Here is a 25043-nt window from a genome sequence, read left to right on the forward strand (position 1 = left end):
AGAACGGGGCCATGGCAGTGTCCGAACTCACCTTTGCCGGCGGCGCCCTGATGGGCTTCGCCGGCAGCCTGCATTGTGCCGGCATGTGCGGCAGCATCGCCGCCGGTCTGATGTTCTCGTTCGACGGCGAAGGCGGCACACGCGGACGGATCAAGGCGCTGGCCGCCGCCCATGCCGGGCGGGTGCTGGCCTATGCCACTGCCGGCCTGGTGGTGGGGGCGATCGGCACCTCGGTCTATGCCGGGCTGGACCGCGCCGGGGGCTATGAAATCGCCCGGCTGATCGGCGCCGCCACCCTGGTCTGGGTGGGGCTGTCGGTTGCGGGGCTGGTGCCGTCCCTTGCCCGGCTCGATCGGCTCGCCATGCCGCTCACCGCCGGCATCGCCCGGGTGCTGCGCCCGGCGGGCATCGGCGGCGGCATCGCGGCGGGGCCCGGCGGGGCCTTCGTCTCGGGGCTCGCCTGGGGTTGCGTGCCCTGCGGCATGGTCTATGGCGCGCTGTTCTACGCCATGATGACCGGCAGCCCCGAAGGCGGGCTGTCGGTCATGGCCGGTTTCGGCCTCGGCACCGTGCCGGCCGTCGCCGCCACCGCTCTTGGTTTCGCGGGTCTGCGCCGCTTGGCAGCACGTCCCGGCCTGCGCATGGCCGCGGGCCTTGCCATCGCGACGCTGGGCCTGCTCTCCGCCCTTATCCCCTCGGTCGGTGCCGCAGTCCTCTGCCTGCCGTAAAAGCAAAACACCCCGCCGGTCGCCCGGCGGGGTGTTTTGTATCTGGTGCCCGAGATCCCGAAGGCTCTCCGGACCCGACAGGATCAGCGCGAGTAGTACTCGATGATCTGCTTCGGATCCATCTGGACCGGATAGGGGACTTCGGCCAGCTGCGGCATGCGATTATAGGTCGCGGTCAGCTTGTCGAAATCGACGTCGATGTACTCCGGCACCTCGCGCTCGCGGCGCTGGGTGGCTTCGAGCACGAAGGTGAGCTGACGCGACTTCTCGCGGACGCTCACGACGTCACCCGGCTTCAGGCGGTAGGAGGGGATGGTCACGCGGCGGCCGTTGACCGCGACATGGCCATGATTGATGAACTGACGCGCGGCGAAGACCGTCGCAACGAAGTTCGCACGATAGACGACGGCGTCGAGGCGGCTTTCGAGCAGACCGATGAGGTTCTCGGTCGACTCACCCTTGCGACGGGTGGCCTCGTCGACGACGCGACGGAACTGCTTCTCGGTCAGGTTGCCGTAGTAACCCTTCAGCTGCTGCTTGGCAGCGAGCTGCAGACCGTAGTCGGAAGGCTTGCGGCGACGCTGACCGTGCTGGCCGGGGCCATACGAACGTGCATTCACCGGGCTCTTGGCCGTGCCCCAGAGATTCACGCCGAGCCGCCGGCTGATCTTGTGCTTGGCCTGGATACGCTTGGTCATTTGAGAGCGAACCGTTCGGTAACGGGGTAGACCGCAGTAGAGGATCGGGACTGAATACAGGCGCTTCCCGCGGTTGTCAAAGGGAATCGCCCGGATTTCCGCGGGGTTCGGGCCGGGCCCTGACGGCGACCGGCCAGGCGCCCGGGGTGATCGGCGCCGGAACCGGCCGGATGCCGAAGGCCGCTTCGATCGCCCCGTTTCGCAGCACGGCGGCGGGCGGGTCCAGAGCCAGCAGCCGCCCCTTCGCCAGCACCGCCACCCGGTCGGCATGGGCGAGGGCCAGGCCCAGATCATGCAACACCACAACCACCGTCATCGATCCACGCAAGCTTTCGAACAGCTGCATCAGCGACAGCGCGTGGCCGATATCCAGCGCCGCCGCCGGCTCGTCGGCAAGCAGGGCACCGGCCGGCGCGGCCAGCGCCCAGGCCACCGCCGCCCGCGCCCGCTCGCCGCCCGACAGATCGTCCAGCCGCCGATCCAGCAGGTCGCCGAGGTCGAGGGCCGGATCAGGCGCCGCCGGCCGGCCCGCCTGCCACCACCCTGCCCCGCGGGCCGCCCCCAGCCGGACCAGATCACGCACCGTCAGGTTCCAGTGGCTGCGAAAGCCTTGCGGCAGATGGGCGATCCGCCCTGCCACCGCCCGCCGGCCAAGCCCGGCGACCGATCGGCCGTCGATCAGGGCCCGCCCGACATCGGGCATGAGCGCGCCGGTCAACATGCGCAGCGCCGTGGTCTTGCCGGAGCCGTTCGGGCCGACCAGGGCCAGCAGCTCCCCGGGCCGGACATCGAGCGACAGATCATCCAGCACCACCCGCCCGCCCAGACGGAGCGTCACTTGGTCGAGGGCCAGGCCCGCCGCGGTCATCGCACCCCTCCCCGCGCCCGGCCGAGCAGCAGCAGAAAGACCGGCGCCCCGGCCAGCGCCGTCAACAGACCCAGCGGCAGATCGGCCGGCGGCAGCAGGGATCGGGCAAGACCGTCGAAGATCGCAACCAGCGCCCCGCCGGCAAGGGCGGAGGCCGGCAGCAGCAGATGATGGGCCGGGCCGACCAGCCGCCGGGCCAGATGCGGCACCATCAGCCCCACGAACCCGACGAGGCCGCCCCAACCCACCGCGATCGCGGTGATCGCGGCCCCGGCCAGCACGGCGAGTTCGGTGAAGCGGCGGACATTCAGGCCCATGGCGCCCGCCGCCTCGTCGCCCAGCCCCAGCCGGTCGAGGCCGGGGGCCAGTATCAGGGCGAGCAAGAGCGCGCCCAGCGTCGCCAGCCAGAGCAGGCCGAGCCCGGCCATGTCGGGCGTATGGATGCCGCCCATGGTCCAGCTCATCACCACCTGCAGGTTGACCGTGTCGTCGGAAAGCGCCAGCAGCATCAAGCCGCGCACGGCGCCGAGTGCGGCCGCCACCGCGACCCCCGCCAGCAGCACACCGGTAACATCGGCGATGCCGGCGACACGCGCCGCCGCGATCACCACCCAGGTGGCACCCCAGGCACCGGCGACGGCCAGCACCGGCAGCGCCAGACCGGGTGCGACCGGCAGGGGCACCAGAAGGGCGATCGCGGCACCGACGGCCGCGCCCGGGGCGGTGCCCAGCAGCCAGGGCTCCGCCAGCGGGTTGCGGAACACGCCCTGGAAGATCGCCCCCGCCAGCCCCAGACAGGCGCCGACCGCCACCGCCGCCAGTACCCGCGGCAGCCGCCAGGCCAGCAGCAGCCGCGTGAAGGGGTCGTCCTCACCCCGGGCCAGCGCCGCCAGATCGGCAAGCCGCGCCGGCTCGGTTCCAAGCCAGAGCCCCGCCAGGATCGCGGCCAGCAGCAGGGCAATCAGGGCGCCGAAGGCCGTCCGCGTCGTCATTTGCCGCCCTCCGCAGCTGTATGACAGGTGCCGTCTTCGGCAACGGCATCGGGGTGGAGCAGGCGGGCCAGCATCTCCGCCCCCTCCACCACCCGTGGTCCGGGAATCAGCAGCAGCGCGCGGGAAACCGCATCGACCCGGCCGGCCTGCACGGCACGGATCCCCTCCCAGCCCGGGCGCCGCATCAGGGCGGGCACCCGATCGGCGGAACCGGCGATCAGGATCCTTTCCGGGTCAGCCCGCCAGACTGCCTCTCCCGATACCCGCCCCAGCCGGTCGCGGCCCGCGAAGACGCTGATCCCGCCGGCCGCGCGCAGGATGTCGCCGGTATAGGTGGCATCGCGGATGGTGAAGGCGGCGCCGCGTTCGTCGCTGCCGGTCTCCATATAAACGGGCACGGGCGCCCGACCGGCCAGGCAGATGCGCAGCGCATCGATCCGCGCGCCCATGCCGGAGGCGACGGCCTCGGCCGCCGCCTCACGCCCGGTGGCGCGCCCCAGCCGGCGGATATTGGCCAGAATGTCCTCCAGACGGTCATGGGTCAGCACCAGGGCCGGAATGCCGATCCGGCCGAGCGGATCGACCAGCGCCGCCGCCGCCTGCCGCGCCGGGGTCATCACCACCAGATCGGCGCCGAGCCGTGCGATCGCCTCTACCGAGAAGCCGAGCCGGCCGCCGACCCGGGCGGTGCGGGCCACAAGGTCGGGCGGCCAGCGGGTCCAGGCCTCGATCGCCACGATGTCGGGGCCCGCACCGATCGCGGCCAGCATTTCGACATTGCTGGAGAAGATCGCGACGATCCGGCGCGGCGGCGCCGGGATCGTCACCTCGCGCCCCAGCGCATCGGTCACCCGCCGCGGCCAGCCCTCTTCCGCCGCCGCCGGCATGGCGGCGATGCAGGCCAGAACCAGCAGCAGCAGGCCGGGCAGCCGTCCCATCAGAAGCGATAGGTCAGGCCGATATAGGCCGCCCGCCCCGCCTGGCTGTTGCCGGTGCCGCCGCCATTGGACGAAACCGGGTCCCCCAGAGACGGCACGGTGTCGGTGGCGATGAACAGCGGGTGGTCGTTGACGTCGAACAGGTTGTCGACGCCGGCGAACAGCGTGAGGGTCTCGGTCACGAACCAGTCGCCGCGCAGGTTCATCAGCCAGCTCGATCCCTTGCGATGAACATAGCGGCTGTCGGGCTCGGCCCCCGCCACCAGGCTCTCTTCGGTATCGTAGTAGAGCGGGCCGCGGAAGACCGCCGTGGTGGTCAGGCTCCACACCCCCGGCTGGCCGGTGGTGATGCCGAGCGCCGCCTGGGTTTCGTGCATGCGCTGAAGCTTATCGGTATAGGGACCGGTCAGCGCCGCATCGGCGCCCTTGTCGCGCATCTCGAAATTCCACACGCCGGAGCCGCGCGCCACCAGGGTCCAGCCGTCCCAGCCCAGGCGGCGGGCGATGTCATAGGCCGCCTGGAGCTCCAGCCCGCGGATCACTGCGTCACCGGCCGAATTGGCGTAGGTCTGCTCATTCGGCCCGGTGGTGACGGTGGTGATGCGGTCGGTGATGGTGTTCTGGAACAATGCCAGATCCAGGAACAGCGGACCGTCGGCATGGGCGGCACCGATTTCGTATTGCAGGCTGCGCTCGGGGTCCAGATCCGGATTGCCGAAGGTGCGGCCGCCGCCGACGGCGGTGAAATCCGCGGCAAGCTCGGTACCGGTCGGCGCGCGGAAGCCGGTGGCGACACCGGCCCTGAGGGTCACCGTCGGCCAGGCCGCCCAGGCGGCACCGACACTCCAGGTGACGTCGTCCCAGCTTTCGGTGCGCGCCACCAGCAGCGGCTGGTTGGGCGTGGCCCTGGTCGACACCCGGCCATAGGTCCAGCGGGCGCCGCCGCGCAGGGTCAGCGCATCGTCGAAGGCCCGGTGCACGCCCTCGCCATAGACACCGAAATCCTCGGTGTCCTGGTTGATGTCGTAGGGCGGCACCTGCGAGGTGGTCCCGCCCGAAACCGACTGGCGGAAGCGGTCGCTGCGCAGTTTCGCGGTTTCAGCATCGATGCCGAACAGAAGATCGGTATCGTCATCCACCGCCAGCCGCGGCGCCAGCTTCAGCCCCAGCACGTCGAGCTGGCGGCGGTTGTCGTCGACCGAGAAGCCGGGGGCGCCGCTGCGCTGCCGTTCCGATCCCCAATGGAAGCTGTCGACATCGCGCACGGCATAGGCCTGGGCCGCAAGCCCCAGCCCGCCGCCGAATTCGGTGTCCCAGGCGAGATCGAGCGAGGCGTTGCGCCGGTCATCGGTGTTGTCCACATCCCATTGCGACCCGCGGAAGCCGGCATCATAGACACCGTCGGTGCGGAGCGTCAGGTCGATGCGCCCGACATCCTCGTTCTCGAAGCCGAGCGCCGCCAGCCCGCCACCGCGTTTCCAGGCGGTGTTGGCGAGCTGCCCCTCGGGGGTATGGTAGTCGTCGGAGACACCGCCGCCGATGCCGATATAGTGATCGAATCCGGCCATGCCGCCGGCATTGGCGGCATGGCCGCGGGCCAGACCGAAAGATCCGGCACGCGCGGTGATCTCGCTGCCCGCATCCTCGGTGGCACCGCTGCGGGTGACGAGGTTGATCACGCCGCCGATCGCCTGGGCGCCATAGATCACCGAAGCCGGGCCGCGGATGATCTCGATCCGGTCGAGGTCATCGGGCGAGAGCTTGGAAAGATTGGCGGTGCCGGCACGGCGGCCATTCATCAGCACCGTCACCTGGCTGCGCCAGTCGCGGCCCTGGCCGTCGGTCGCGCCGCCGCGGATGTTGAACGAGGTCTGACCCGGGCTCCAGTCGCTGAAAAAGCCAACCGCATTCTCGGCCAGCAGGTCGGTGACCGACCGGGCCGACGACCGCCGGAGGGTGGCGGTGTCGATCACCTGCACGGTACCGGCGGCACGGGCGCGAGGCTCATCGCGGCCCTGGGCGGTGATCAGCATCCGGTCGAGTTCGGTGGCGTCTTCGGCACGTGCGCCCTTGGGGAAGGCCAGATCGGGAAGAAGGGCAACGGAGCAGGTCACGGCCAGCACGCCAAGGGCGGGCCGGCGCAGGGAGGGGATGCGCATGGGCTGACGATCCGTTTTTTATGATGTCAATCGTGCCAGAGGAAGACGGCGGAGAGCTTCGGCGCCTCGGCAATCACACCGTCGCCGCCCTCGACGAGGGCCAGATCGAGATGGCGATCGAGCCGCGCTTCCAGATTGTCGACCGCATGGCCACGGCGGCCCAGATGGTCGAGCATATGGGCACGGGCGGCAGCCCGGTCGGGGAAGACTGCCCGGAAGGTCCAGGGCACCAGATGGACCGTGTCGGGCGCGAGGTCGCCTCCCAATTCGTCGAGCGCCAGCCGGTCGCCCGGGGTGATGTCCTCGCCATGCAGATGCGCCGGCAGAAAACCCGACAGGCACCAACTGCGCGGCCCCGCCTGGGCCGGTACGATCCAGGCGAGCATCCGGCCGAGCGGCCGGGTCCGGGCATGCAGCGCACGGGCCTGGCCGATCGGCCCCGGAATATTGGCGCAGAGGACCAGATCGGCCGGCACCGCCGGATCGGATGGCGCAAGCTCCTGCCAGACGGCGTCGCGGATCTCGATCGACAGGTCGGGCCGCGCCTCGGCAAGCCCGGCCAGCCGGCCGCGCATATGGGCATTGGGCTCGATCGCGCACCAGCGCCCGCCGCGGGCGATCACGGCCTGGCCGAGCAGTCCCGAGCCGGCGCCGATATCGATCAGGCTGCGCGGCCGGCCGCCGTAAAGCGCACGAAGCGTATCGCCCAGATTGCGGGCATAGTCCGACCGGGCGAGCTGGTCGGCGAAGAAGGCGGCATCGGGATCGGCCCAGGGGGCCGGCAGCGGCACCGGCGGAGAGCCTGTAGCAGCCGATGGCGCTGCCGCCTCGGACAGGGTGGACATTCGGGGCCTCACCTGCGTGGCACGTCACCGCAGGCCGGACCCGGGCGGACGGAGCCTCCCGGATCGCCATCGATACACCCCGACCGATGGGCACGCGCGTGACCACGAATGACGGCAGGTCTCCTGGCTTACGGGTCATCGCCGGTCCGTCGCCTTCCCGGCGCCCCATACGGGGCAACCAGTGGCATCGCTGACGGCCGGCTCGCCGTCTACAGTTGCGGGGGCAGCCGGGGCATGAGGCGGATCATCGCCTGCACCCCGTTCCCTTTTGATCCCCGAAGGGAACCGTCGCGGATGACGGTAGTGGAGCGACCCATGACAGGTCAAGCACCCCGTCCTCCTGATTATTTGTTATGATATAACATATTATTTTATCGCAGTGCAACACCCCCGGCAGCAGCGCTGCGGGGGTGAGGATCAGATGAAGAGATCGTCGGCCGATGCGAAGCGCACGCCCGCCGTCGTCATTTCGGCGCGTGCGCGCGCCAGCGAGCCGTCCGTGTCGATGGCACGACAGGCATCTTCCACCAGCACCACCTCGAAACCGGCGGCCCTGGCATCGAGCGCCGTCCAGGCCACGCAGAAATCGGTGGCGAGCCCGCAGACGAAGACCCGCTTGACGCTGCGCGACCGCAGATAGCCGTCAAGCCCGGTGGCACTGCGCCGGTCGGCGGCGAGGAAGGCCGAATAGCTGTCGACCGCGGCATCGTCACCCTTGCGGATGATCAGCCGGGCATGGGGCAGGTCCAGGTCGTCATGCAGCCCGGCACCACGGGTACCCTGCACGCAATGGTCGGGCCACAGCACCTGGGTGCCATAGGCAAGCTCCACGGTCTGGAACGGCGCCTTGCCGGCATGGCTGGAAGCGAAAGAGGCATGGCCGGCCGGGTGCCAGTCCTGGGTCAGCACCACCTCGGTGAACAGCCGCCCGATCCGGTTGATCACCGGCACGATCTCGTCGCCGCCGGCCACCGCCAGCGCGCCACCGGGCATGAAATCATACTGGGGGTCGGTCACGATCAGCGCATCGCCGGCACCCGGGCGCAGACGCAGGGCCTCGGCACGCGCCTCGGCTTCGGCATGACGACCGCGACGGGAAGACCGGCGGGCACCGGGCACGGCCGCGGAGGCATCGGCCACGTCCAGCGCTTCCCGGCGGCGGCGATAGGAGGGGAAGGCCGCCAGTTCCTCGTCGCGCGCGCCGCGGATCATCAGCCCGTGCAGGAAGCCGCGCAGCGAACGCACCTCCTGCCCGGTCAGGTCGGCGCGCAGGAACATGGCCTGCAGATTGCGGAGCATGGTCGGCCGCATCTGCGGGTTCCGCACCACCCCCGACCAGTCCAGCGCCTGGCCCAGATGCTCCAGAAAGGCGTCGATCTCCTTCTTGCTCGCCCGGCCATAGCGGCCGAGGTCGAGCTGCACCGGCACAGTCTCGTCGCGCGCGGTGAACCATTCATAAGAGACCAGCGCCACCGCCTGAGCCAGGTTGAGCGAGGCGAAAGCCGGGTTGAGCGGCACGGTCAGGATCAGATCGGCCAGCGCCACATCGTCATTCTCAAGCCCGGTGCGCTCGGGCCCGAACAGGATGCCGACCAGGCCACCGGCCTCGACATGGCCGCGCATGCGGGCGGCCGCCGCCGCGGGCGTCGCCACCGGTTTCACCATGTCGCGCGGTCGCGCGGTGGAAGCCACCACGAAATCCAGATCGGCGACCGCATCCGCCACCGTCGCATAGACCCGGGCGTTGTCGAGCACCGCATCGGCGCCAGAGGCCAGAACCCGCGCCCGCTCGCTCGGCCAGTCGCAGCGCGGAGCCACCAGGCGCAGATCGGTCAGGCCGAAATTCAGCATCGACCGTGCAGCCGAGCCGATATTGTCGGCGATCTGGGTGTTCACCAGGATGATGGCGGCCTGGCTGCCGACGGCACCTTCAATGCCACGGGTGGCAGCCGCCTTGGGCGGCCGCTGCTCGGACTGGTCGGTCATGCGCTCATATATCTTGTTGCTGCGAAGGGAAGCGGCCGCCGGACGACGTGCCCTCAGGCGACGCTGTTGGCCGCCGCGACCTCTGCCGCCGCCTGCACCGACACGCCGGCCCGATAGAGCCGCCAGGTGATGCCGTCGGCCAGCGCCTCGTAAGAGGCATTGACGACGTTAGCCGAGACGCCGACGGTCGACCAGTGGTCGCCGGCGGTATCGGCGCTTTCGATCACCACCCGGGTCACCGCATCGGTGCCGGTGCCGTCAGGGGCCGACATGATCCGGACCTTATAGTCCACCAGCCGCATGTCGCGCACCGGTTGATAGGTCTGGGCGATCGCCCGCCGCAGGGCGGTATCGAGCGCATTGACCGGGCCGTTGCCTTCTGCCACCGCCATCACCGGCACACCGCCGACCGAGATCTTGATCGTCGCTTCCGACAGGGTCACCAGCTCGCCGCGAGCGTTGTAGCGGCGCTCGTCGATCACCCGGAAGGACAGCAGGCGGAAATATTCCGGCACCTCGCCCAGGGCGCGGCGGGCCAGCAGTTCCAGGCTCGCCTCGGCGCCGTCATAGGCATAGCCCATATGCTCGTTGGCCTTCACCTGCTCCAGCAGGGTCGGCAGGCGCGGATCCGACGGGTCGACCTCGATGCCGATCTCGGCGAGCCGCGCCAGCAGATTGGCCCGGCCGGCCTGGTCCGAGACCAGGACATGGCGCTGATTGCCGACCTGCTCCGGGCGGATATGCTCGTAAGCGCGCGGATCCTTCAGCACCGCGCTCGCATGCAGCCCGCCCTTATGGGCGAAGGCGGCGGCACCGACATAGGGCGCGTGGATGTTGGGGGCACGGTTCATCCGCTCGTCGAAGGCGCGGCTGACACTGGTCAGATGGGCAAGCCCGGCCTCGTCCACGCCGGTCACATACCCCATCTTCAGCATCAGGGTCGGCAGCAGGGTCACCAGATTGGCATTGCCGCAGCGCTCCCCCAGGCCGTTCAGCGTGCCCTGGATCTGGCGCACCCCGGCGCGGACCGCCGCCAGACTGTTGGCGACCGCATTGCCGGTGTCGTCATGGCAATGGATGCCCAGCCGGTCGCCGGGCACGATCGTCGCCACATGGGAGACGATCTCCTCAATCTCGTGCGGCAGCGTGCCGCCATTGGTGTCGCAGAGCACCACCCAGCGGGCGCCGGCCTGATACGCCGCCTTGATGCAGGAAAGCGCATAGTCGGGATTGGCCTTGTAGCCGTCGAAGAAATGCTCGGCATCGAACATCGCCTCGGCCTTGACCCGGGCGGCATGGGCGATGCTGTCCGACACCATGCGCAGGTTTTCGTCGAGATCGACCCCCAGCGCCACGGTCGCCTGAAAATCCCAGCTCTTGCCCACAAGGCAGACCGCCTGGACCGGCGCATTCAGCACGGCAGACAACCCGGGATCGTTCTCGGCCGAACGCCCCGACCGCCGGGTCATACCGAAGGCCGAGATCCGCGCCCGCTGCATCCGCGGCAGATCGCCGAAGAAGGCATCGTCGGTCTGGTTGGCCCCGGGCCAGCCGCCTTCAATATAGTCGATGCCCAGCCGGTCCAGTTCACGCGCAATCGCGGCCTTGTCGGCCGCGGTGAAATCAACGCCACGGGTCTGCGCGCCATCGCGCAGCGTGCTGTCGTAGAGATAGATGCGCTCACCGGACATGGGATCGTATTCTCCGTCGATCGGCTGTTCCGGGACATGTTTAGCACCCGGAACCGGCCGATGCGAAACGGAAATAAGAATGCTTCGCCGACACAGGGCGATGCCATCGATTCGTCATCGCAACCGCTTCGCAATTCCTGCTAGCCTTGAAATTGTCAGGCAGGTTCCCATGGGGGCATCGGTATGCTGATGGAAGGGCAGGTCGTTGCCGCTACCCGCTTCGGGCTGGGGGTGACACCCGGTATGATCCACGAGATGGGAAGGGATCCTCGAGGTTGGGTGGCACAGCAAATTGCGACAAATGATGGAATATCATCATATCATATTCCATCTTTACAGGAACGTCTGAACATCCTTTTTCCTAAAAAAGGCGATGGTGACGCAAAGGTGATCTCGCGCAAGCGGGAAGCGTTTATAAACCGTGCGCGCGATTCGCGTATTGCACGAGGTATATCAACATCCACCCCTTTTGCGGAAAGATTGTCACGGTACTGGTTTGACCATTTCAACATCTCGGTATCGAAGCTCATGATCCTTGGGCTCGCGGACTGGTACGAGGCCGATGCAATCCGCCCCCATGTACTGGGACGCTTCAGGGATATGCTTGGTGCAACCGCCCGACATCCCGCTATGATATGGTATCTTGATAATCTGACATCCGTTGGACCCCGATCAGAAGTCGGTCGTCGAAGGAATGCTGGCTTGAACGAGAATTATGCTCGGGAGCTTCTAGAGCTGCATACCCTGGGGGTCAATGGTGGATATACCCAACGAGACGTTCGGGAAGTTGCAAAAATACTTTCCGGGTGGCGTGCCGAAACCCGCCCGGGAGAGGCGGCCGTCCGGGTGTTTTTTGACCCCGCCTATCATGAACCAGGTGATAAAAAGATTATGGGCAAGGTGATCAAGGAGAACGGTGCCAAAGAACTTGATGATCTTCTTGACTATCTTGCATCGTCACCAGCTACAGCCGCTCATGTCGCCTGGAGGTTTTCCCGACATTTCATAGCCGATTCACCCCCGGATGATTTGGTGAAGGCATTGAAGGACCGCTTCCTGAGAACCGATGGGGACCTGCGCGAACTGGCGTTGGGATTAATTGAGTTCGAGGATGCCTGGAAAGCTCCGGCACAGAAAGCGTTGCCACCGGAAGATTGGGGTATCGCATTTGCTCGCCTGATTTCATTGACCGGAGACGATGCACCAGCACGTATCCGCAATGCCGCTACAGCTATGGGACAAATGGGTTATGCAGCTCCATCTCCAAAGGGCTGGCCTGATGAATTGAGTGCTTGGTTGACACCCGAAACAATCATTGCCAGAAGCTCCTGGGCGCGACGCCTGTCAGAAGATAAAGACGATCTACCCGATCCACGATCTATTCTTAAAGCATACGGAGATTTCATTGGAGAGGCGGAGCGGATGATTATATTCGGCGCCCCGTCATCTCAGGATGGACTGGCTCTCATTGCCGCAATGCCCCAATTTAACCTACGTTGAATGAGGATGCTGCTATGGCGGAGTGCTCACGTCGTCGATTTATCCTTGCCTCAGCTCTGCTGCTTGGAGGCACCGGTTGTCTCTCACTCCTGACACCCTCGCGAGCAGGCGCGAATAACGCCGACGACAGATACTTCGTGTTTGTCAATCTCCGGGGTGCAGCGGACGGCATTGCAACACTGCCGCCGATTGGTGATCCCGATTACGCCGGGCTGCGCGGCGCCCTTGCTTTTAACAAAGGCGAGGTGGAGGTAATGAAAAATGAAATCTTCGGCTTCAATCCCGCGCTCAGCGTAATCCGGCCGTGGTACAGCAGCTCAGAGTTGCTATTCATTCACGCTGTGGCGACCCCTTATCGAAGTCGCTCTCATTTCGATGGGCAGGCCATCCTGGAAAACGGCTTTGCTGACCAGAGCCGGACGGACTCCGGTTGGCTGGGGCGCGCTCTCCATGCACGGGACGGCGCGCCACCAGCCGTAGCCATTGACGGGGGGATCCCACTCGTACTGGCGGGCGCGAAGCGTGTCATGAACTGGTCGCCTGGTAACAGCAGTGTTCCCCCATCGGACGTCGTGGAAAGGCTCGCTTCCCTCTATGACCTAAATCCGCGCTTGGCGCCATTTGCGGATGCAATGAGACAATCCGCGGACAGCATTGAGCGGGCAATGGGTGCAGGAAAGGCAAAAATAGAATTTTTTGCGATGGCTGCGCGGTTTCTGCTTGAAGAGAATGGCCCGCGGATTGCTGTTTTGTCTGTAGACGGCTGGGACACGCACACCGCACAAGGGACTATTAAAGGTCGGTCGCAAGCCGCGTTGTCAAAGCTGGCGGAGGGCCTTGCCCTCATTAGAACTACTCTTGGGGAAGAGCGGTGGGCACGAACAGTAATCCTCGTGGCCAGCGAATTTGGACGCACTGCTCGTCCCAATGGGAGCAATGGGACCGATCATGGCACGGCCGGTGCTGTAATGCTCTGTGGCGGAGCAGTAAATGGAGGCCGAGTTATTTCCGATTGGCCAGGATTAGCCCAAACCTCTTTGTACGAAGGACGCGATCTGAGGCCAACTCTAGACATGAGAGCCGTATTTAAAGGAATCCTGATAGACCATCTGAAAGTCTCTCACAGCGCAGTAGAGCGAACTGTCTTTCCGGAAACACCAGACGTGAGTCCGTTGGGTGATCTCGTCAAGGCATAGGCCCCCTCAGAAGGGCCGAGCGAGTGGATAAACCGATACGAAAGAGTCCTGTCAGAGGAACTCGGCCGCGCGGATAATTCAGCATGGCTGAAGCTGGGGCAGCGGGGCAAGGTTAAGCCTCTGAGTTTGCATATGATTGGACTGCCGAAACAGTCTCACCACCGATCAAGGTGTTCACGCCCGCCATGGTCCCGAATGCTGTGGTTCTGCCCGGTCTGCCCCGGTTACCGGTAAGCCGATCATCGCCGTGCGGCCTGGCACCACCATCATCTCGAGCCGGACGATCCCGGTAAACGGGACAAAACGAGTCCGAAACCGCCCGCCGCATGATGTCGGGACTGATCGGCTTCAATTTCTACGGCTGAAATCAGGCGGCTCGTCGCGAGACTCCTGTTGACGACGCAACACCATGCCAGAAGCATCTCGGCATGGTTTCGGTAGCGGCAGTCACATCAAGCGGCTGCGATCATTTCGCATTGGGTGAAAAGATATAAAATGCAACTGTAGTACTAGTGTCAAAACCCAACCAACCTCTTGATAATGAGATCGTCCTGTGATTCCAGTGGTCTGTAATCACGAGGAACACGATGTCTCAGCTTTTCTGGTTGTCGGATGAACAGTGGGCTCAGCTTGAGCCGCACCTGCCCAAGAACCAGCCGGGTGCCCGGCGTGTGGGTGACCGGCGGGTGATTTCGGGGATCATCCACGTGCTGCGGACCGTGGGTCGATGGTGCGACTGCCCTGAGGAATACGGGTCCCGTCGACAACCATCTACAACCGCTTCCACCGGTGGTCCGGGCGTCGTTTCTGGACGGGGCTGGTAGAGGCTTTGGCAGCATCCGGAGCCGTGACGAAGTCAATGTCGATCGACTCCACCTATATGAAAGCCCATCGGCCAGCACATGGGGGAAAGGGGGCGAAATCTCAGGCGATCGGCAAATCGCGCGGCGGGCAGACAACCAAAGTCCACCTCCTGACGGATACTCTTGGGCGACATCATACGCTCGTGCTCACACCTGGAAATGTGCCCGACATGACAGGAGCGGATCTGTTGCTGTCCAGGATTCCGAAAACTCGTTACCTCATCGCGGACAAGGCGGCAGGCTCCGCGCGTCTTTGTGGGACGGCGGTACCGTTCCGGTGATCCCGGGGCGGACCAACCGAAAACGGAAGGTGGCGTATGACCGGAAGCGTTATCGCAATCGCCATCTCGTCGAGAACGCGTTTTGCCGTCTCAAGGACTTCAGGCGTGTGGCGCGACCCGCTACGATAAGCTCACGGCCAATTTCCTGTCGGCAGTGGCTCTTGCGGCCATCATCGCCTTTTGAGTGTGATTGAGCCTAGCGCCTAGCCCCCTCAACATGGACACAGCAAAATGACCCAGTCAATTATCGGTACACCAAATAACGACATATTGACATCCGATTCTGACACAACCTTTATGCATGGACTTGAAGGCGATGACGTCATCACCTATTTGAATGAATCCTATGCTGAACTCCACGGAGCATCCGGGGATGACAATATATATGTAATTGTTCCTGGACTTTACGTGATGGGAGGAACGGGACACGATAAATTATCTTTCATATACTCAACATCTGGCGTCGATATTGACCAGTACAATCGGCTTGATACTTCTGACATGGATTTTGATGGAGTGGAAGGCATCGAGGAAATTGAACTGAGTCAATTCAACGACTGGCTTCGTGCAGATGAAGAAGTCCAGATCGTTCGGGGAATGGGTGGAGATGACTATCTTCTTGGGTTTGGTCAGCTTCTATATGATGGTGGAGATGGCAACGATACCATAGCCAATGCTGGAGTTTTCCAAGGAAATGATACCTATCTTCTGGATATGACGGATACCTCCCGATTTATTTCAATCGAAAATGCCGATGGCACGATTCGTAAAGATCTAATGTATGGTGACGAGGGCAACAACACGCTGAATGGCCTGAGTGGTGACGACGTCATAGAAGGACGTGGCGGCGCCGACATCCTCGATGGCGGAGAAGGTATTGATACGCTCAGCTATTCTGGCAGCGCTACCGCAGTCGCCATTGATCTGGAACTGGACATCATGCTCGGAGGCGATGCCGAGGGCGATCATGTCAGCGGGTTCGAGATCATTCGCGGTTCGGCTCATAGTGATGTGCTTCGTGGCGGAAATACAACGAACAACCACATCTCGGCAATTTACGGTGAGGACGGCGATGATATTCTACGTCCGACAGGCTCTGGGATCATCCTGAATGGGGGAAATGGTAAGGATATCGTTTCCCATTCCCTCTGGACATCCGGTGTCGTCGTTGACATGACCGCCAGCGGCGGCACAGGTAATACCTATATAGCCATTGAACAAGTGAACGGTAGCCAGTATTCCGACCAGATAAGCGGGACATCCTCTCCAGAAACCTTTATCGGCTTCGCCGGAGATGACATTCTGCGCGGACGCGGCGGCGCCGATCTCCTCGATGGCCGCGGGGGCACCGACATCGCGACCTATTCCGACAGCGCGGAAGCTGTCCGGATCGACCTCGGTATCGGCCTCGGGTCTGGCGGTGACGCAGAAGGCGACCGGCTGATCTCCATCGAAAACGTCAATGGCAGTGCCTTCAACGACACTCTAGAGGGAGATGGCGGCGCCAATCACTTCATCGGCTTCGCCGGAGACGACACCCTGCGCGGTCGCGGTGGTGCCGACATCCTTGATGGTCGCGACGGCATCGATGTTGCAACCTATTCCACCTCGACCACCGGCGTTCACATCGATCTCGCCCTGGGGCAGGGTTTCGGCGGTGAAGCAGAGGGCGATCGGCTGATTTCGATCGAGATCGTCAATGGCAGCATGCACGACGATACCCTCGAAGGCGGCGCCGACGATGACACGTTGCGCGGTTTCGATGGCAACGACATCCTGCGCGGACGCGGCGGCGCCGATGTCCTCGACGGCCGCACCGGATCTGACATTGCGACATATTCCGACAGCAATGCCGCCGTCCAGGTCGATCTGGCATACGGAACCGGAACTGGCGGGCATGCCCAAGGCGATCAGCTCATCTCTGTCGAAGGCGTCAATGGCAGCGCCTTCGACGACGTCCTCCAGGGCAGCCTGTCCTCAGACGCCCTGCGGGGATTCGACGGAAACGACACCCTGCGCGGCCGTGACGGCAACGATATTCTCGACGGCCGCAATGGCAAAGACGTCATCGTCGGTGGACGCGGAGCCGATCTGCTCCTTGGCGGCGCCGGCGCTGACCGCTTCGTCTACAGCTCGATCACGGAAAGCACCAAAACCCTCAGCGGCCGCGACACCATCCTCGACTTCAGCCACACTCAAGGTGATCGCATCGACCTCTCTCCCGTCGATGCCAACGTCACGCTTTCCGGCAATCAAACCTTCACCTTCATCGGAACCGCTGCCTATTCCGGCACCGCCGGACAGGTCCGATATGCCATCACGGCTGAGGGTACCATCGTCTACGCCGATACCGATGGCGACCGGATCTCAGACATGACCATCCTTCTCAATGGAAATCACGCTCTGACAGCCGCCGATTTCGTCCTCTGAGATCGCACCGCCGCCTCAAAAGTGAGCACGGCAGTCAAAACCGGAGAGAGTCGATCGAATGGCGACGCCCTTGAGGCGTCGCCATTCCGTGCTCTGAGTGCCATGTTCCGGATAAGAGCCCGGCTGAGCGCTATATCACGTATAGCAATGCAACCCTCAGAAGCCATGATTGCCCGAATGATCTGGTCATCATGTTCGAAGGATCTGGTTCGAGAGCCAGTTGTCGCGCATGAACTGACAGACATTCTCGAAGTGCCCCTGCGTTCCCCGGGTGTCACAGCGGAGCTGGACTACCCGTGGCGCCGACACCGCATTCGGGACGGACAGCCTAAAGATCCGACTGAACCAACATCCATCACCGGATCGTCAAAGGCCGTAGAGAAGGCTCTTGCATATCTTTCATAACACGACCCTTGCGACGAGAAGAGGAAGCGGCGCGCGCAAACGTTCTTTGCAACAGCCTGCTGATGATCAGCCGCGCTTCCAGCGCGTGCCGTCCGGCCCGTCCTCCAGCACCACGCCGCGTGCCTTCAGATCGTCGCGGATCCGGTCGGCGGCGGCAAAATCCCGGTTGCGGCGGGCAGCCAGGCGCTCGTTGATCAGGTGCTCGATCTCGGCTTCATCCGGGCCGGTCTCGCCGCCTGAAGCCGGGCCGCCACGGAACCAGGCTTCGGGGTCGAGGCGCAGCAGGCCAAGGGCATGACCCGCCCCCAGGATCTGCGCCTTCAGGCAGGCCCGCGCCGCGCGATCGGTGGTGCGATTGGCCTCGCCCACCAGTTCGTGCAGATGCATCAGCGCAAGCGGGGTGTTGAGGTCGTCCTCAAGGGCTGCGCGGATGGCGGCGGGATAGTCCGCGCAATTGCCGTCGGGCTCGATCTCGTCCATCAGCCGCAGGGTGTTGTAGAAGCGGTCGAGCGTCTGCTTCGCCCGCTCCATGCCCTCCTGCGTCCAGTCCAGCGGCCGGCGGTAGTGGGTCTGGAGCATCAGCAGACGCACCGCCTCGCCCGGAACATGGCCCAGCAGATCGCGGACAGTGAAGAAGTTGCCGAGGGATTTCGACATCTTCTCGCCATCGACATTGATGAAGCCGTTATGCATCCAGTAGCGCACGAACAGCGCGCCGTCATGGGCGCACTGGCTCTGGGCGATCTCGTTTTCGTGGTGCGGGAAGATCAGGTCCTGGCCGCCGCCATGAATGTCGAAGGTCTCACCCAGATGGGCCTCGGCCATGGCCGAGCATTCGATATGCCAGCCCGGACGGCCACGCCCCCAGGGGCTGGCCCAGCCCGGCTGATCGTCGGCGCTGGGCTTCCAGAGCACGAAATCGGCGGCATCGCGCTTGTAGGGTGCGACCTCGACCCGGGCCCCCGCCACCATCTCTTCCCGGTCGCGGCGCGACAGCCCGCCGTAATCGGGCATCGACGGCACGCTGAACAGCACATGGCCCTCGGCCTCGTAGGCATGATCCTTGGCCATCAGCCGGCGGATCATGTCGATCATCTGCGGGATGTGCTCGGTCGCGCGCGGCTCGATCGACGGCGGCAGTGCGTTCAGCTCGGCCATGTCCTCGTGGAACATCAGCGCGGTGCGGGCGGTCAGGGTCTCGATCGGCTCGCCGCTCTCCTTCGCCCGCACGATGATCTTGTCGTCGACATCGGTGATGTTGCGGACATAGGTGACGCGCGGATAGCTCGCCTTCAGCAGGCGATAAAGGGTGTCGAACACCACCACCGGCCGCGCATTGCCGATATGTGCGCGGTCATAGACCGTGGGGCCGCAGACATACATCCGGATATGGTCCGGATCGATCGGCTCGAAGGCTTCCTTGGCACGGGTGCGGGTGTTGTAGACGGAAAGCGCCATGATGGCTCGTCCTCGGGGCAGGCGATCAAAGACGGGCGAACGGCGGAGGCGCCGGCCGGTTGAATCAGATGGCCGCGGGCGTCAGGCGTCCCGACCCGAAAGCCGGGCTGCGGCGCGCGCGGCGCCGATCATCGGTAGCAGCTTTTTCAGCTCCGGTCCATGCTCGGCCGCGGTCAGCGCCAGGCGCAACGGCCTGAAAAGCCCCCGCCCCTTCACCCCGGTCAGGGCCTGAATCCCGCGGGTCCAGGCGCTCCAGGTCATCTCGTCCCAGGGCTCCGGCGGCAAGGTGTCGCGGGCCGCGGCAAGCACCGCCTGCGACGTCTCGTCGGCCTCGATCACCGGCGTCACCGGCCCGGCCACGACCTGCCACCAGCGGCCCGCCTCGGCGATCCGCTCGATATTGCCCGACACGGCATCCCAGAACGGGGCCACCAGATCATCGGGCACGCCCAGCCCGACAAGCCGCGTGCGCACGCCCCCGGCATCCAGACGCCGGATCTGCCGGGCATTCAGCTGGACCAGATCGGCGGGGTCGAAACGGGCAGCCGCCCGGCCGAAGCGGCTGATGTCGAAGCTCGCCACCAACTCGTCCAGCCCCGCGACCGGCTCGATTGCATCCGAGGTGCCGAGCCGGGCAAGGAAGGCCGCCACCGCCAGCGGCTCCATGCCGTCCTCGCGCAGTTCAGCCACCGCAAGCGAGCCGACGCGCTTGGAAAGCCCGGCGCCGCCGGCATCCAGCAGCCAGGCCAGATGGCCGAAATGCGGTTCCGCGGCACCCAGCGCATGGAACAGCTGGATCTGCGCCGCCGTGTTGGTGATGTGGTCCTCGCCGCGGATCACATGGGTGACGCCGGTCTCGACATCGTCGACCACGGTTGCGAGCGTATAGGTCGGTGCGCCGTCGGCGCGGATCAGCACCGGATCCGACAGCGATCCGGCATGGACGTCGATCCGGCCACGGACCAGATCGTCCCAGGATGTCTCGCGATCATCCAGCCGGAAGCGCCAGTGCGGCCGGCGGCCTCCGGCCTCCAGTGCCGCACGATCGGCATCGGACAGGGCCAGGGCCGCACGGTCATAGACCGGCGGACGGCCGGCGGCCAGCTGCGCGGCGCGGCGCGCCGACAGCTCTTCCGGCGTCTCGTAACAGGGATAGAGCCGGCCGCAGGCGACCAGTCGTTCGAAGGCGGCGGCGTGACGATCGGCGCGTTCGGTCTGGCGGAAGCGCTCATCGGCCGGAATGCCCAGCCAGTCGAGATCGGCCAGCACACCGTCGACATATTCCTCGCGGCTGCGTTCGCGGTCGGTGTCATCGATCCGGAGTTGCATGACCCCGCCATGGGCGCGGGCATAGAGCCAGTTCACCAGCGCGGTGCGGGCATTGCCGACATGGAGGCGTCCGGTCGGAGACGGCGCGAAGCGGGTCTTGACGGTCATATGAGCCGATACTCGGTGGAACCAGGGCAAAGAAGGCCGCGCCGGTCCGCAGCCGCGGCTCCGACGGGCAGCGACCGGGCCTCAGGCCCGGTCGCGGAAGCGGTTGGTGATCGGATAACGCCGGTCGCGACCGAAGGCGCGGCCGGTGATCTTCACACCCGGAGGCGATTGGCGACGCTTGTATTCCGCCACATAGAGCAGGCGGGCGATACGGTCGACCTCGTCGCGGTCGTGGCCCTGCTCGACCAGAACCCGATGCGGCAGTTCCTTTTCCACCAGCCCTTCCAGGATCGCGTCCAGCCGCTCATAAGGCGGCAGGCTGTCCTCGTCCTTCTGGTCCTCGCGCAGTTCCGCGGATGGCGGCTTGGAAATCACCCGTTCGGGCATCACCGGCCCGTCGGGGCCAAGGGCCCCTTCCGGCTTCTGGGCGTTGCGCCAGCGCGACAGTTCGAAGACCGTCATCTTGTAGACGTCCTTCAGGACCGAATAGCCGCCGCACATGTCGCCATAGAGCGTGGCATAGCCGACCGACATCTCGGACTTGTTGCCGGTGGTGAGCACCATGTCGCCGAACTTGTTGCTCATGGCCATCAGGATCACGCCGCGGATGCGCGACTGGATGTTTTCTTCCGTCACATCCGGCGCGCGATTGCCGAAGACCGGGGCCAGCATGGTCGAGAAAGCCTGTACGGCCGGCTCGATCGGGATCTCGTCGAGCCGGACGCCGCAGAGGTCGGCACAGAGGGCCGCATCATCCAGACTGTCGCGGCTGGTATAGCGCGACGGCATCATCACCGCCCGCACCCGATCGGGCCCCAGCGCATCCACGGCCACCGCCAGCGACAGCGCGCTGTCGATGCCGCCGGAAAGCCCCAGCACGACGCCCGGAAAGCCGTTCTTGTTCACGTAATCGGCCAGGCCCAGCGTCATGGCCGAATAGATCGCCTCCAGCACCTCGGGCTCGGGCGAGAGCGGCCCCGCCTCGGCCACCACCTCGCCCGCCTCGGTCCGGCGGATATGGGCAGGCGTGGTGCCGGTGATCCAGGCCGGGGCCTGAACCTTCAACGCCCCGTCGCGGTTGAGCACGAAAGAGGCGCCGTCGAAGACCAGTTCATCCTGGCCACCGACCAGATTGACATAGACGAGCGGCAGGCCGGTATCGTGGACACGCGCCACCGCATGGGCCAGGCGCTGGTCGCGCTTGTCAACCTCATAGGGGCTGCCATTGATCACCAGCAGGAATTCGGCGCCGCTTTCAGCCAGACATTCGGCAGAATCCGGCCGCCACATATCCTCGCAGATCATCAGCCCGACCCGCCAGCCGCGGATCACCACCGGCCCCGCCGGGGGGGCCAGATCGAACACCCTGAGCTCGTCGAACACACCGTAATTGGGCAGGGCGTGCTTGCGCACCACGCCGGCGACATGGCCGCCATCCAGGACATAGGCGGCATTGTAAAGCTTGCCGCCCTCGGCCAGAGGCGCGCCCACGATCAGTGCCGGCCCGCCATCGGCGGTGGCAGCCGCCAGCATGTCGAGCGAGGATGCCACCGCACGCATCAGCGCCGGCTTGCGGACCAGATCCTCGGGCGGGTAGCCGATCAGCGACAGCTCGCCGGTAATGCAGAGGTCGGCCCCCTGCTCCGCCGCCTGTTGCCGTGCCTCCAGCAGCCGCCGGGCATTGCCCTCGACATCGCCGACGATGGGGTTGATCTGGGCCAGGGCCAGGGTCAGAAGCTGGGTCATATCGGTCCGGATCCTGTCGGAAAGCACGGCACGGAGGGCCGTCAGCGGCGGGGCCGCCGCGACGGCAGCAGGAATTCGCGCCCGACCTTCACGCTCTCGCGCCCGTCATACGAGACGATGTCGGCGGTCGCGTAGGTCTCGCTCCACTTCTCGGGCAGGAAAGAGCCGGTGCCGACCACGTCGATCGGGGCTTCGACGCTGCCCATCACCCGGCACTTCTCCGGCCCGAAGCCGCTGGAGGCGACGATGCGCACCTTGTCGAACCCGGCATCGTCCAGCGCGTTCCGCATCTGGAAGATCGCCGCCGCCGAAACGCCCGGCCCCAGCAGCCATTTCAACTCGGTCTCGCTGCGATAGCGGCGGATCGCGTCGGGGCGGTTACGCTCCAGCGCCGCATAGGACAGCGCCGGGTCCAGCCCTTCCAGGAAGCGGCCGCCATGGGTGTCGAGCCGCACCGACAGCTTGCCGGCCGCCGCCATCTCGGGGAAGCGGCGGCAGACGGCCAGCGCGTCGGTGATCTCGGCGCCGTAATAGTCGACGAGAACCGTAAGCGCATCCCCCGGGAAGGTGTCGACGAACATCTCCGCGGCCCGGAGCGTAGAGCCGGCATAGCCGATCAGCGCATGGGGCATGGTGCCGAAACCGTGGGCATTGCCGAAATGCACCGCGGTCGCATCGGTGGCATTGCCGATGAAGCCCACAGCCCCTTCCGCCTGGGCCGCCGCAGAGCCGACGCTCGCCGCATAGGCCATCATCTCGGCCATCTCGGCGCCGGCGCAATGGCGGGCATCCATGGCGAGGAAGGCGGCGCGCGGCAGGGCGACCGCCATGCTCCAGGCGTTGTAGGCCGCCACGCAGGGAGCGCCCAGACGCTGGAGATAGACGGTCTCCAGCTCCACCAATGCCGACATCGGACCGGTGATGTACATCAGCGGCTCGCCCGCCCCCACCCACGAGCCTTCCTCGTGGCAGGGGTCGATCACGATCTCCACCCCGCGCAGCCGGGCCATCGCCTCGATCCAGTCGATGGCGAGCTTCAGCGTCGCCAGCACCGGGCGGCGCATGAACACGGCATAGGTCACGCTGCGGTCGCCGAACCGCTCGACGATCCGGCGCGTCCGCTTGAAGTAGACGTCGGTATAGGCGGCGACGAAGTCGTTGGTGGCAGACATGCGCAGCCTCGGCAGTTCCGTGGCACCGGCAGACGGGGCATCCGCAGATGACGCTTCGGCGGACGGAGACGCATCGGCGGAAGGAATGGCGGCGGCTCCGGTCTCCGGGGCCGCCGCATCGATCCGACCCTTGGGGGTCGCGGACACGGATGTCACCGCGCGGCACCCGCCGCCGCGGCCGGGGCCTGGGGCAGCCCCAGGCGTTCGCGGCGGAGTGCATCGGCGATCTGGAAGGCGAGTTCCAGGCTCTGCTCCGCATTCAGCCGCGGATCACAATGGGTGTGGTAGCGGTCGGCCAGACCGTACTGGTCGATGGCACGCAGGCCGCCGACGCATTCGGTCACGTCCTGGCCGGTCATCTCGAAATGCACGCCGCCGGCATGGCTGCCTTCCGCCTGATGGACGGCGAAGAAATTCCGCACCTCGGCCAGCACCCGATCGACCGAGCGGGTCTTGTAGCCGGTCTCGGTCTTCATGGTGTTGCCATGCATCGGGTCGCAGGACCAGACCACCTTGCGGCCCTCGCCTTCAACCTTGCGGACCAGGGCCGGCAGCTTGTCGGCAACCTTGTCCGCCCCCATGCGCACGATCACGGTCAGCCGGCCGGGCTCGTTCGCGGGGTTGAGCGCGTCGATCAGGCGCAGCAGCTCGTCCGGATCCATCGACGGGCCGGCCTTGACGCCGATCGGGTTGGCAATGCCCGACATGAACTGGACATGGGCGCCATCCAGCTGGCGGGTCCGGTCGCCGATCCACAGCATATGGGCCGAACAGGCGTACCAGTCGCCCGAGGTGCTGTCGACGCGGGTCAGCGACTGTTCATAGCCAAGCAGCAACGCCTCGTGGCTGGTGAAGAAATCGGTCTGGCGCAGCTGCGGCGCGGTTTCCGAATTCACCCCGCAGGCGGCCATGAAGTCGAGCGCATCCGAGATGCGCTCGGCCGTCGCGCGGTAGCGCTCGGCCTGTTCAGAGCCGCCGACGAAGGCCAGGTTCCACTTGTGCACCAGGTTGAGATCGGCGAAGCCGCCCTGGGCGAAGGCCCGGAGCAGGTTCAGCGTCGCCGCCGACTGGTTGTAGACGCGGATCAGCCGGTCGGGATCGGGCTTGCGGGCCGCGGCGTCGAACTCGATGCCGTTGACCATGTCGCCGCGATACGAGGGCAGCGAGACGCCGTCGCGGCTCTCGAAATCCTCGGAGCGCGGCTTGGCGAACTGGCCGGCCATGCGGCCCACCTTCACCACCGGCATGCCGGCGCCATAGGTCAGCACCACCGCCATCTGCAGCAGCACCCGGAAGGTGTCGCGGATGTTGTTGGGGCTGAATTCGGCAAAGCTCTCGGCGCAGTCGCCGCCCTGGAGCAGGAAGGCCTTGCCTTCGGCGACGCGCGCCAGATGCGCCTTCAGGCGCCGCGCCTCGCCAGCAAAGACCAGCGGCGGATAGCCTGCAAGCTCGGCCTCGACGCGCGCGAGATGCGCGGGGTCGTCGTAGGTCGGCTGCTGCTTGATGGGCAGCGCGCGCCAGGCTTGCGGGGTCCAGGTGGCAGGCATCGGGTCTCGGTCCTCGCGGGCGTCGGGATCGGCGGGCCGATCTGGTCGGACGGCTTTACGTGGTGCGTTGGGCGGGACGTGAGCTGGTCACGGGGCTGTCGGC

At 65.7% G+C, this 25043-nt stretch carries 17 protein-coding genes, 2 pseudogenes and 1 riboswitch; of the genes and pseudogenes, 5 read left to right on the forward strand and 14 right to left on the reverse strand.

All coding sequences use genetic code 11. The features are described from left to right. Positions 1–11 precede the first annotated feature (11 nt). Positions 12–728 carry a sulfite exporter TauE/SafE family protein gene (locus tag P7L68_RS18870; RefSeq protein WP_372000687.1) on the forward strand — a complete coding sequence of 239 codons (717 nt, stop codon included), beginning with the start codon at positions 12–14 and terminating at the stop codon, positions 726–728. A gap of 83 nt (positions 729–811) precedes the next feature. Here P7L68_RS18870 and rpsD read toward each other — a convergent pair whose 3' ends face one another. The 9 genes and pseudogenes from rpsD to cimA all read right to left on the reverse strand — a co-directional run bounded on the left by rpsD (position 812) and on the right by cimA (position 10905). Further along, a complete protein-coding gene (rpsD, locus tag P7L68_RS18875) occupies positions 812–1426 on the reverse strand; it encodes a 30S ribosomal protein S4 (RefSeq protein WP_014745802.1) in 615 nt (204 codons plus the stop codon). A 76-nt stretch (positions 1427–1502) separates the two neighbouring features. Then, the gene (locus P7L68_RS18880; RefSeq protein ID WP_372000689.1) at positions 1503–2294 is read right to left on the reverse strand and encodes an ABC transporter ATP-binding protein; all 792 of its coding nucleotides are present in this window, start codon (positions 2292–2294) and stop codon (positions 1503–1505) included. Beyond that, positions 2291–3286: a FecCD family ABC transporter permease gene (locus P7L68_RS18885; RefSeq protein WP_372000691.1), complete on the reverse strand. Its 996-nt coding sequence runs from the start codon at positions 3284–3286 to the stop codon at positions 2291–2293. The genes P7L68_RS18880 and P7L68_RS18885 overlap by 4 nt, the downstream gene beginning before the upstream one ends. Then, on the reverse strand, positions 3283–4224 hold the full coding sequence (locus tag P7L68_RS18890) for an ABC transporter substrate-binding protein (protein ID WP_372000693.1): 942 nt from the start codon (positions 4222–4224) through the stop codon (positions 3283–3285). The genes P7L68_RS18885 and P7L68_RS18890 overlap by 4 nt, the downstream gene beginning before the upstream one ends. Continuing rightward, positions 4224–6383, reverse strand: coding sequence for a TonB-dependent receptor (locus P7L68_RS18895; RefSeq protein ID WP_372000695.1), 2160 nt, complete (start codon positions 6381–6383; stop codon positions 4224–4226). The genes P7L68_RS18890 and P7L68_RS18895 overlap by 1 nt, the downstream gene beginning before the upstream one ends. A gap of 26 nt (positions 6384–6409) precedes the next feature. Next, the gene (locus P7L68_RS18900; protein ID WP_372000696.1) at positions 6410–7228 is read right to left on the reverse strand and encodes a class I SAM-dependent methyltransferase; all 819 of its coding nucleotides are present in this window, start codon (positions 7226–7228) and stop codon (positions 6410–6412) included. A gap of 95 nt (positions 7229–7323) precedes the next feature. Continuing rightward, a riboswitch (cobalamin riboswitch) is annotated at positions 7324–7533 on the reverse strand. A 112-nt stretch (positions 7534–7645) separates the two neighbouring features. Next, the gene (gene pncA, locus P7L68_RS18905) at positions 7646–8275 is read right to left on the reverse strand and encodes a bifunctional nicotinamidase/pyrazinamidase (RefSeq protein WP_372006883.1); all 630 of its coding nucleotides are present in this window, start codon (positions 8273–8275) and stop codon (positions 7646–7648) included. A gap of 183 nt (positions 8276–8458) precedes the next feature. Further along, positions 8459–9214 (reverse strand): annotated as a pseudogene (locus P7L68_RS18910) (RNA methyltransferase); the annotation flags it as partial. A gap of 53 nt (positions 9215–9267) precedes the next feature. Further along, complete coding sequence (cimA, locus tag P7L68_RS18915; RefSeq protein WP_372000698.1) at positions 9268–10905, reverse strand: citramalate synthase; 1638 nt, start codon at positions 10903–10905, stop codon at positions 9268–9270. A 183-nt stretch (positions 10906–11088) separates the two neighbouring features. Between cimA and P7L68_RS18920 the strand changes: the two genes are divergently transcribed. From P7L68_RS18920 to P7L68_RS18935, 4 genes and pseudogenes are all read left to right on the forward strand, one after another. Then, a complete protein-coding gene (locus P7L68_RS18920) occupies positions 11089–12405 on the forward strand; it encodes a DUF1800 family protein (RefSeq protein ID WP_372000699.1) in 1317 nt (438 codons plus the stop codon). A gap of 137 nt (positions 12406–12542) precedes the next feature. Beyond that, a complete protein-coding gene (locus P7L68_RS18925; RefSeq protein ID WP_372000701.1) occupies positions 12543–13601 on the forward strand; it encodes a DUF1501 domain-containing protein in 1059 nt (352 codons plus the stop codon). 587 nt (positions 13602–14188) lie between these two features. Further along, positions 14189–14929, forward strand: a pseudogene (locus P7L68_RS18930) (IS5 family transposase). Positions 14930–14976: 47 nt separating this feature from the next. Then, positions 14977–17175: a hemolysin gene (locus P7L68_RS18935; RefSeq protein ID WP_372000702.1), complete on the forward strand. Its 2199-nt coding sequence runs from the start codon at positions 14977–14979 to the stop codon at positions 17173–17175. 471 nt (positions 17176–17646) lie between these two features. Here the strand turns inward: P7L68_RS18935 and cysS are convergent, their stop codons facing one another. The 5 genes from cysS to P7L68_RS18960 all read right to left on the reverse strand — a co-directional run bounded on the left by cysS (position 17647) and on the right by P7L68_RS18960 (position 24940). After that, a complete protein-coding gene (gene cysS / locus P7L68_RS18940; RefSeq protein WP_372000704.1) occupies positions 17647–19038 on the reverse strand; it encodes a cysteine--tRNA ligase in 1392 nt (463 codons plus the stop codon). 81 nt (positions 19039–19119) lie between these two features. Beyond that, on the reverse strand, positions 19120–20475 hold the full coding sequence (gene gltX / locus P7L68_RS18945; RefSeq protein WP_372000706.1) for a glutamate--tRNA ligase: 1356 nt from the start codon (positions 20473–20475) through the stop codon (positions 19120–19122). Between the two features lie 81 nt (positions 20476–20556). Beyond that, positions 20557–22221 carry an NAD+ synthase gene (locus P7L68_RS18950; protein ID WP_372000707.1) on the reverse strand — a complete coding sequence of 555 codons (1665 nt, stop codon included), beginning with the start codon at positions 22219–22221 and terminating at the stop codon, positions 20557–20559. 41 nt (positions 22222–22262) lie between these two features. Next, positions 22263–23393, reverse strand: coding sequence for a nicotinate phosphoribosyltransferase (locus P7L68_RS18955; RefSeq protein WP_372000709.1), 1131 nt, complete (start codon positions 23391–23393; stop codon positions 22263–22265). 152 nt (positions 23394–23545) lie between these two features. After that, positions 23546–24940, reverse strand: coding sequence for a class II 3-deoxy-7-phosphoheptulonate synthase (locus P7L68_RS18960; protein ID WP_372000711.1), 1395 nt, complete (start codon positions 24938–24940; stop codon positions 23546–23548). Between the last annotated feature and the right edge of the window lie 103 nt (positions 24941–25043).

The organism is Tistrella mobilis, assembly GCF_041468085.1.
GTDB classification, from domain to species: Bacteria; Pseudomonadota; Alphaproteobacteria; order Tistrellales; family Tistrellaceae; genus Tistrella; species Tistrella mobilis_A.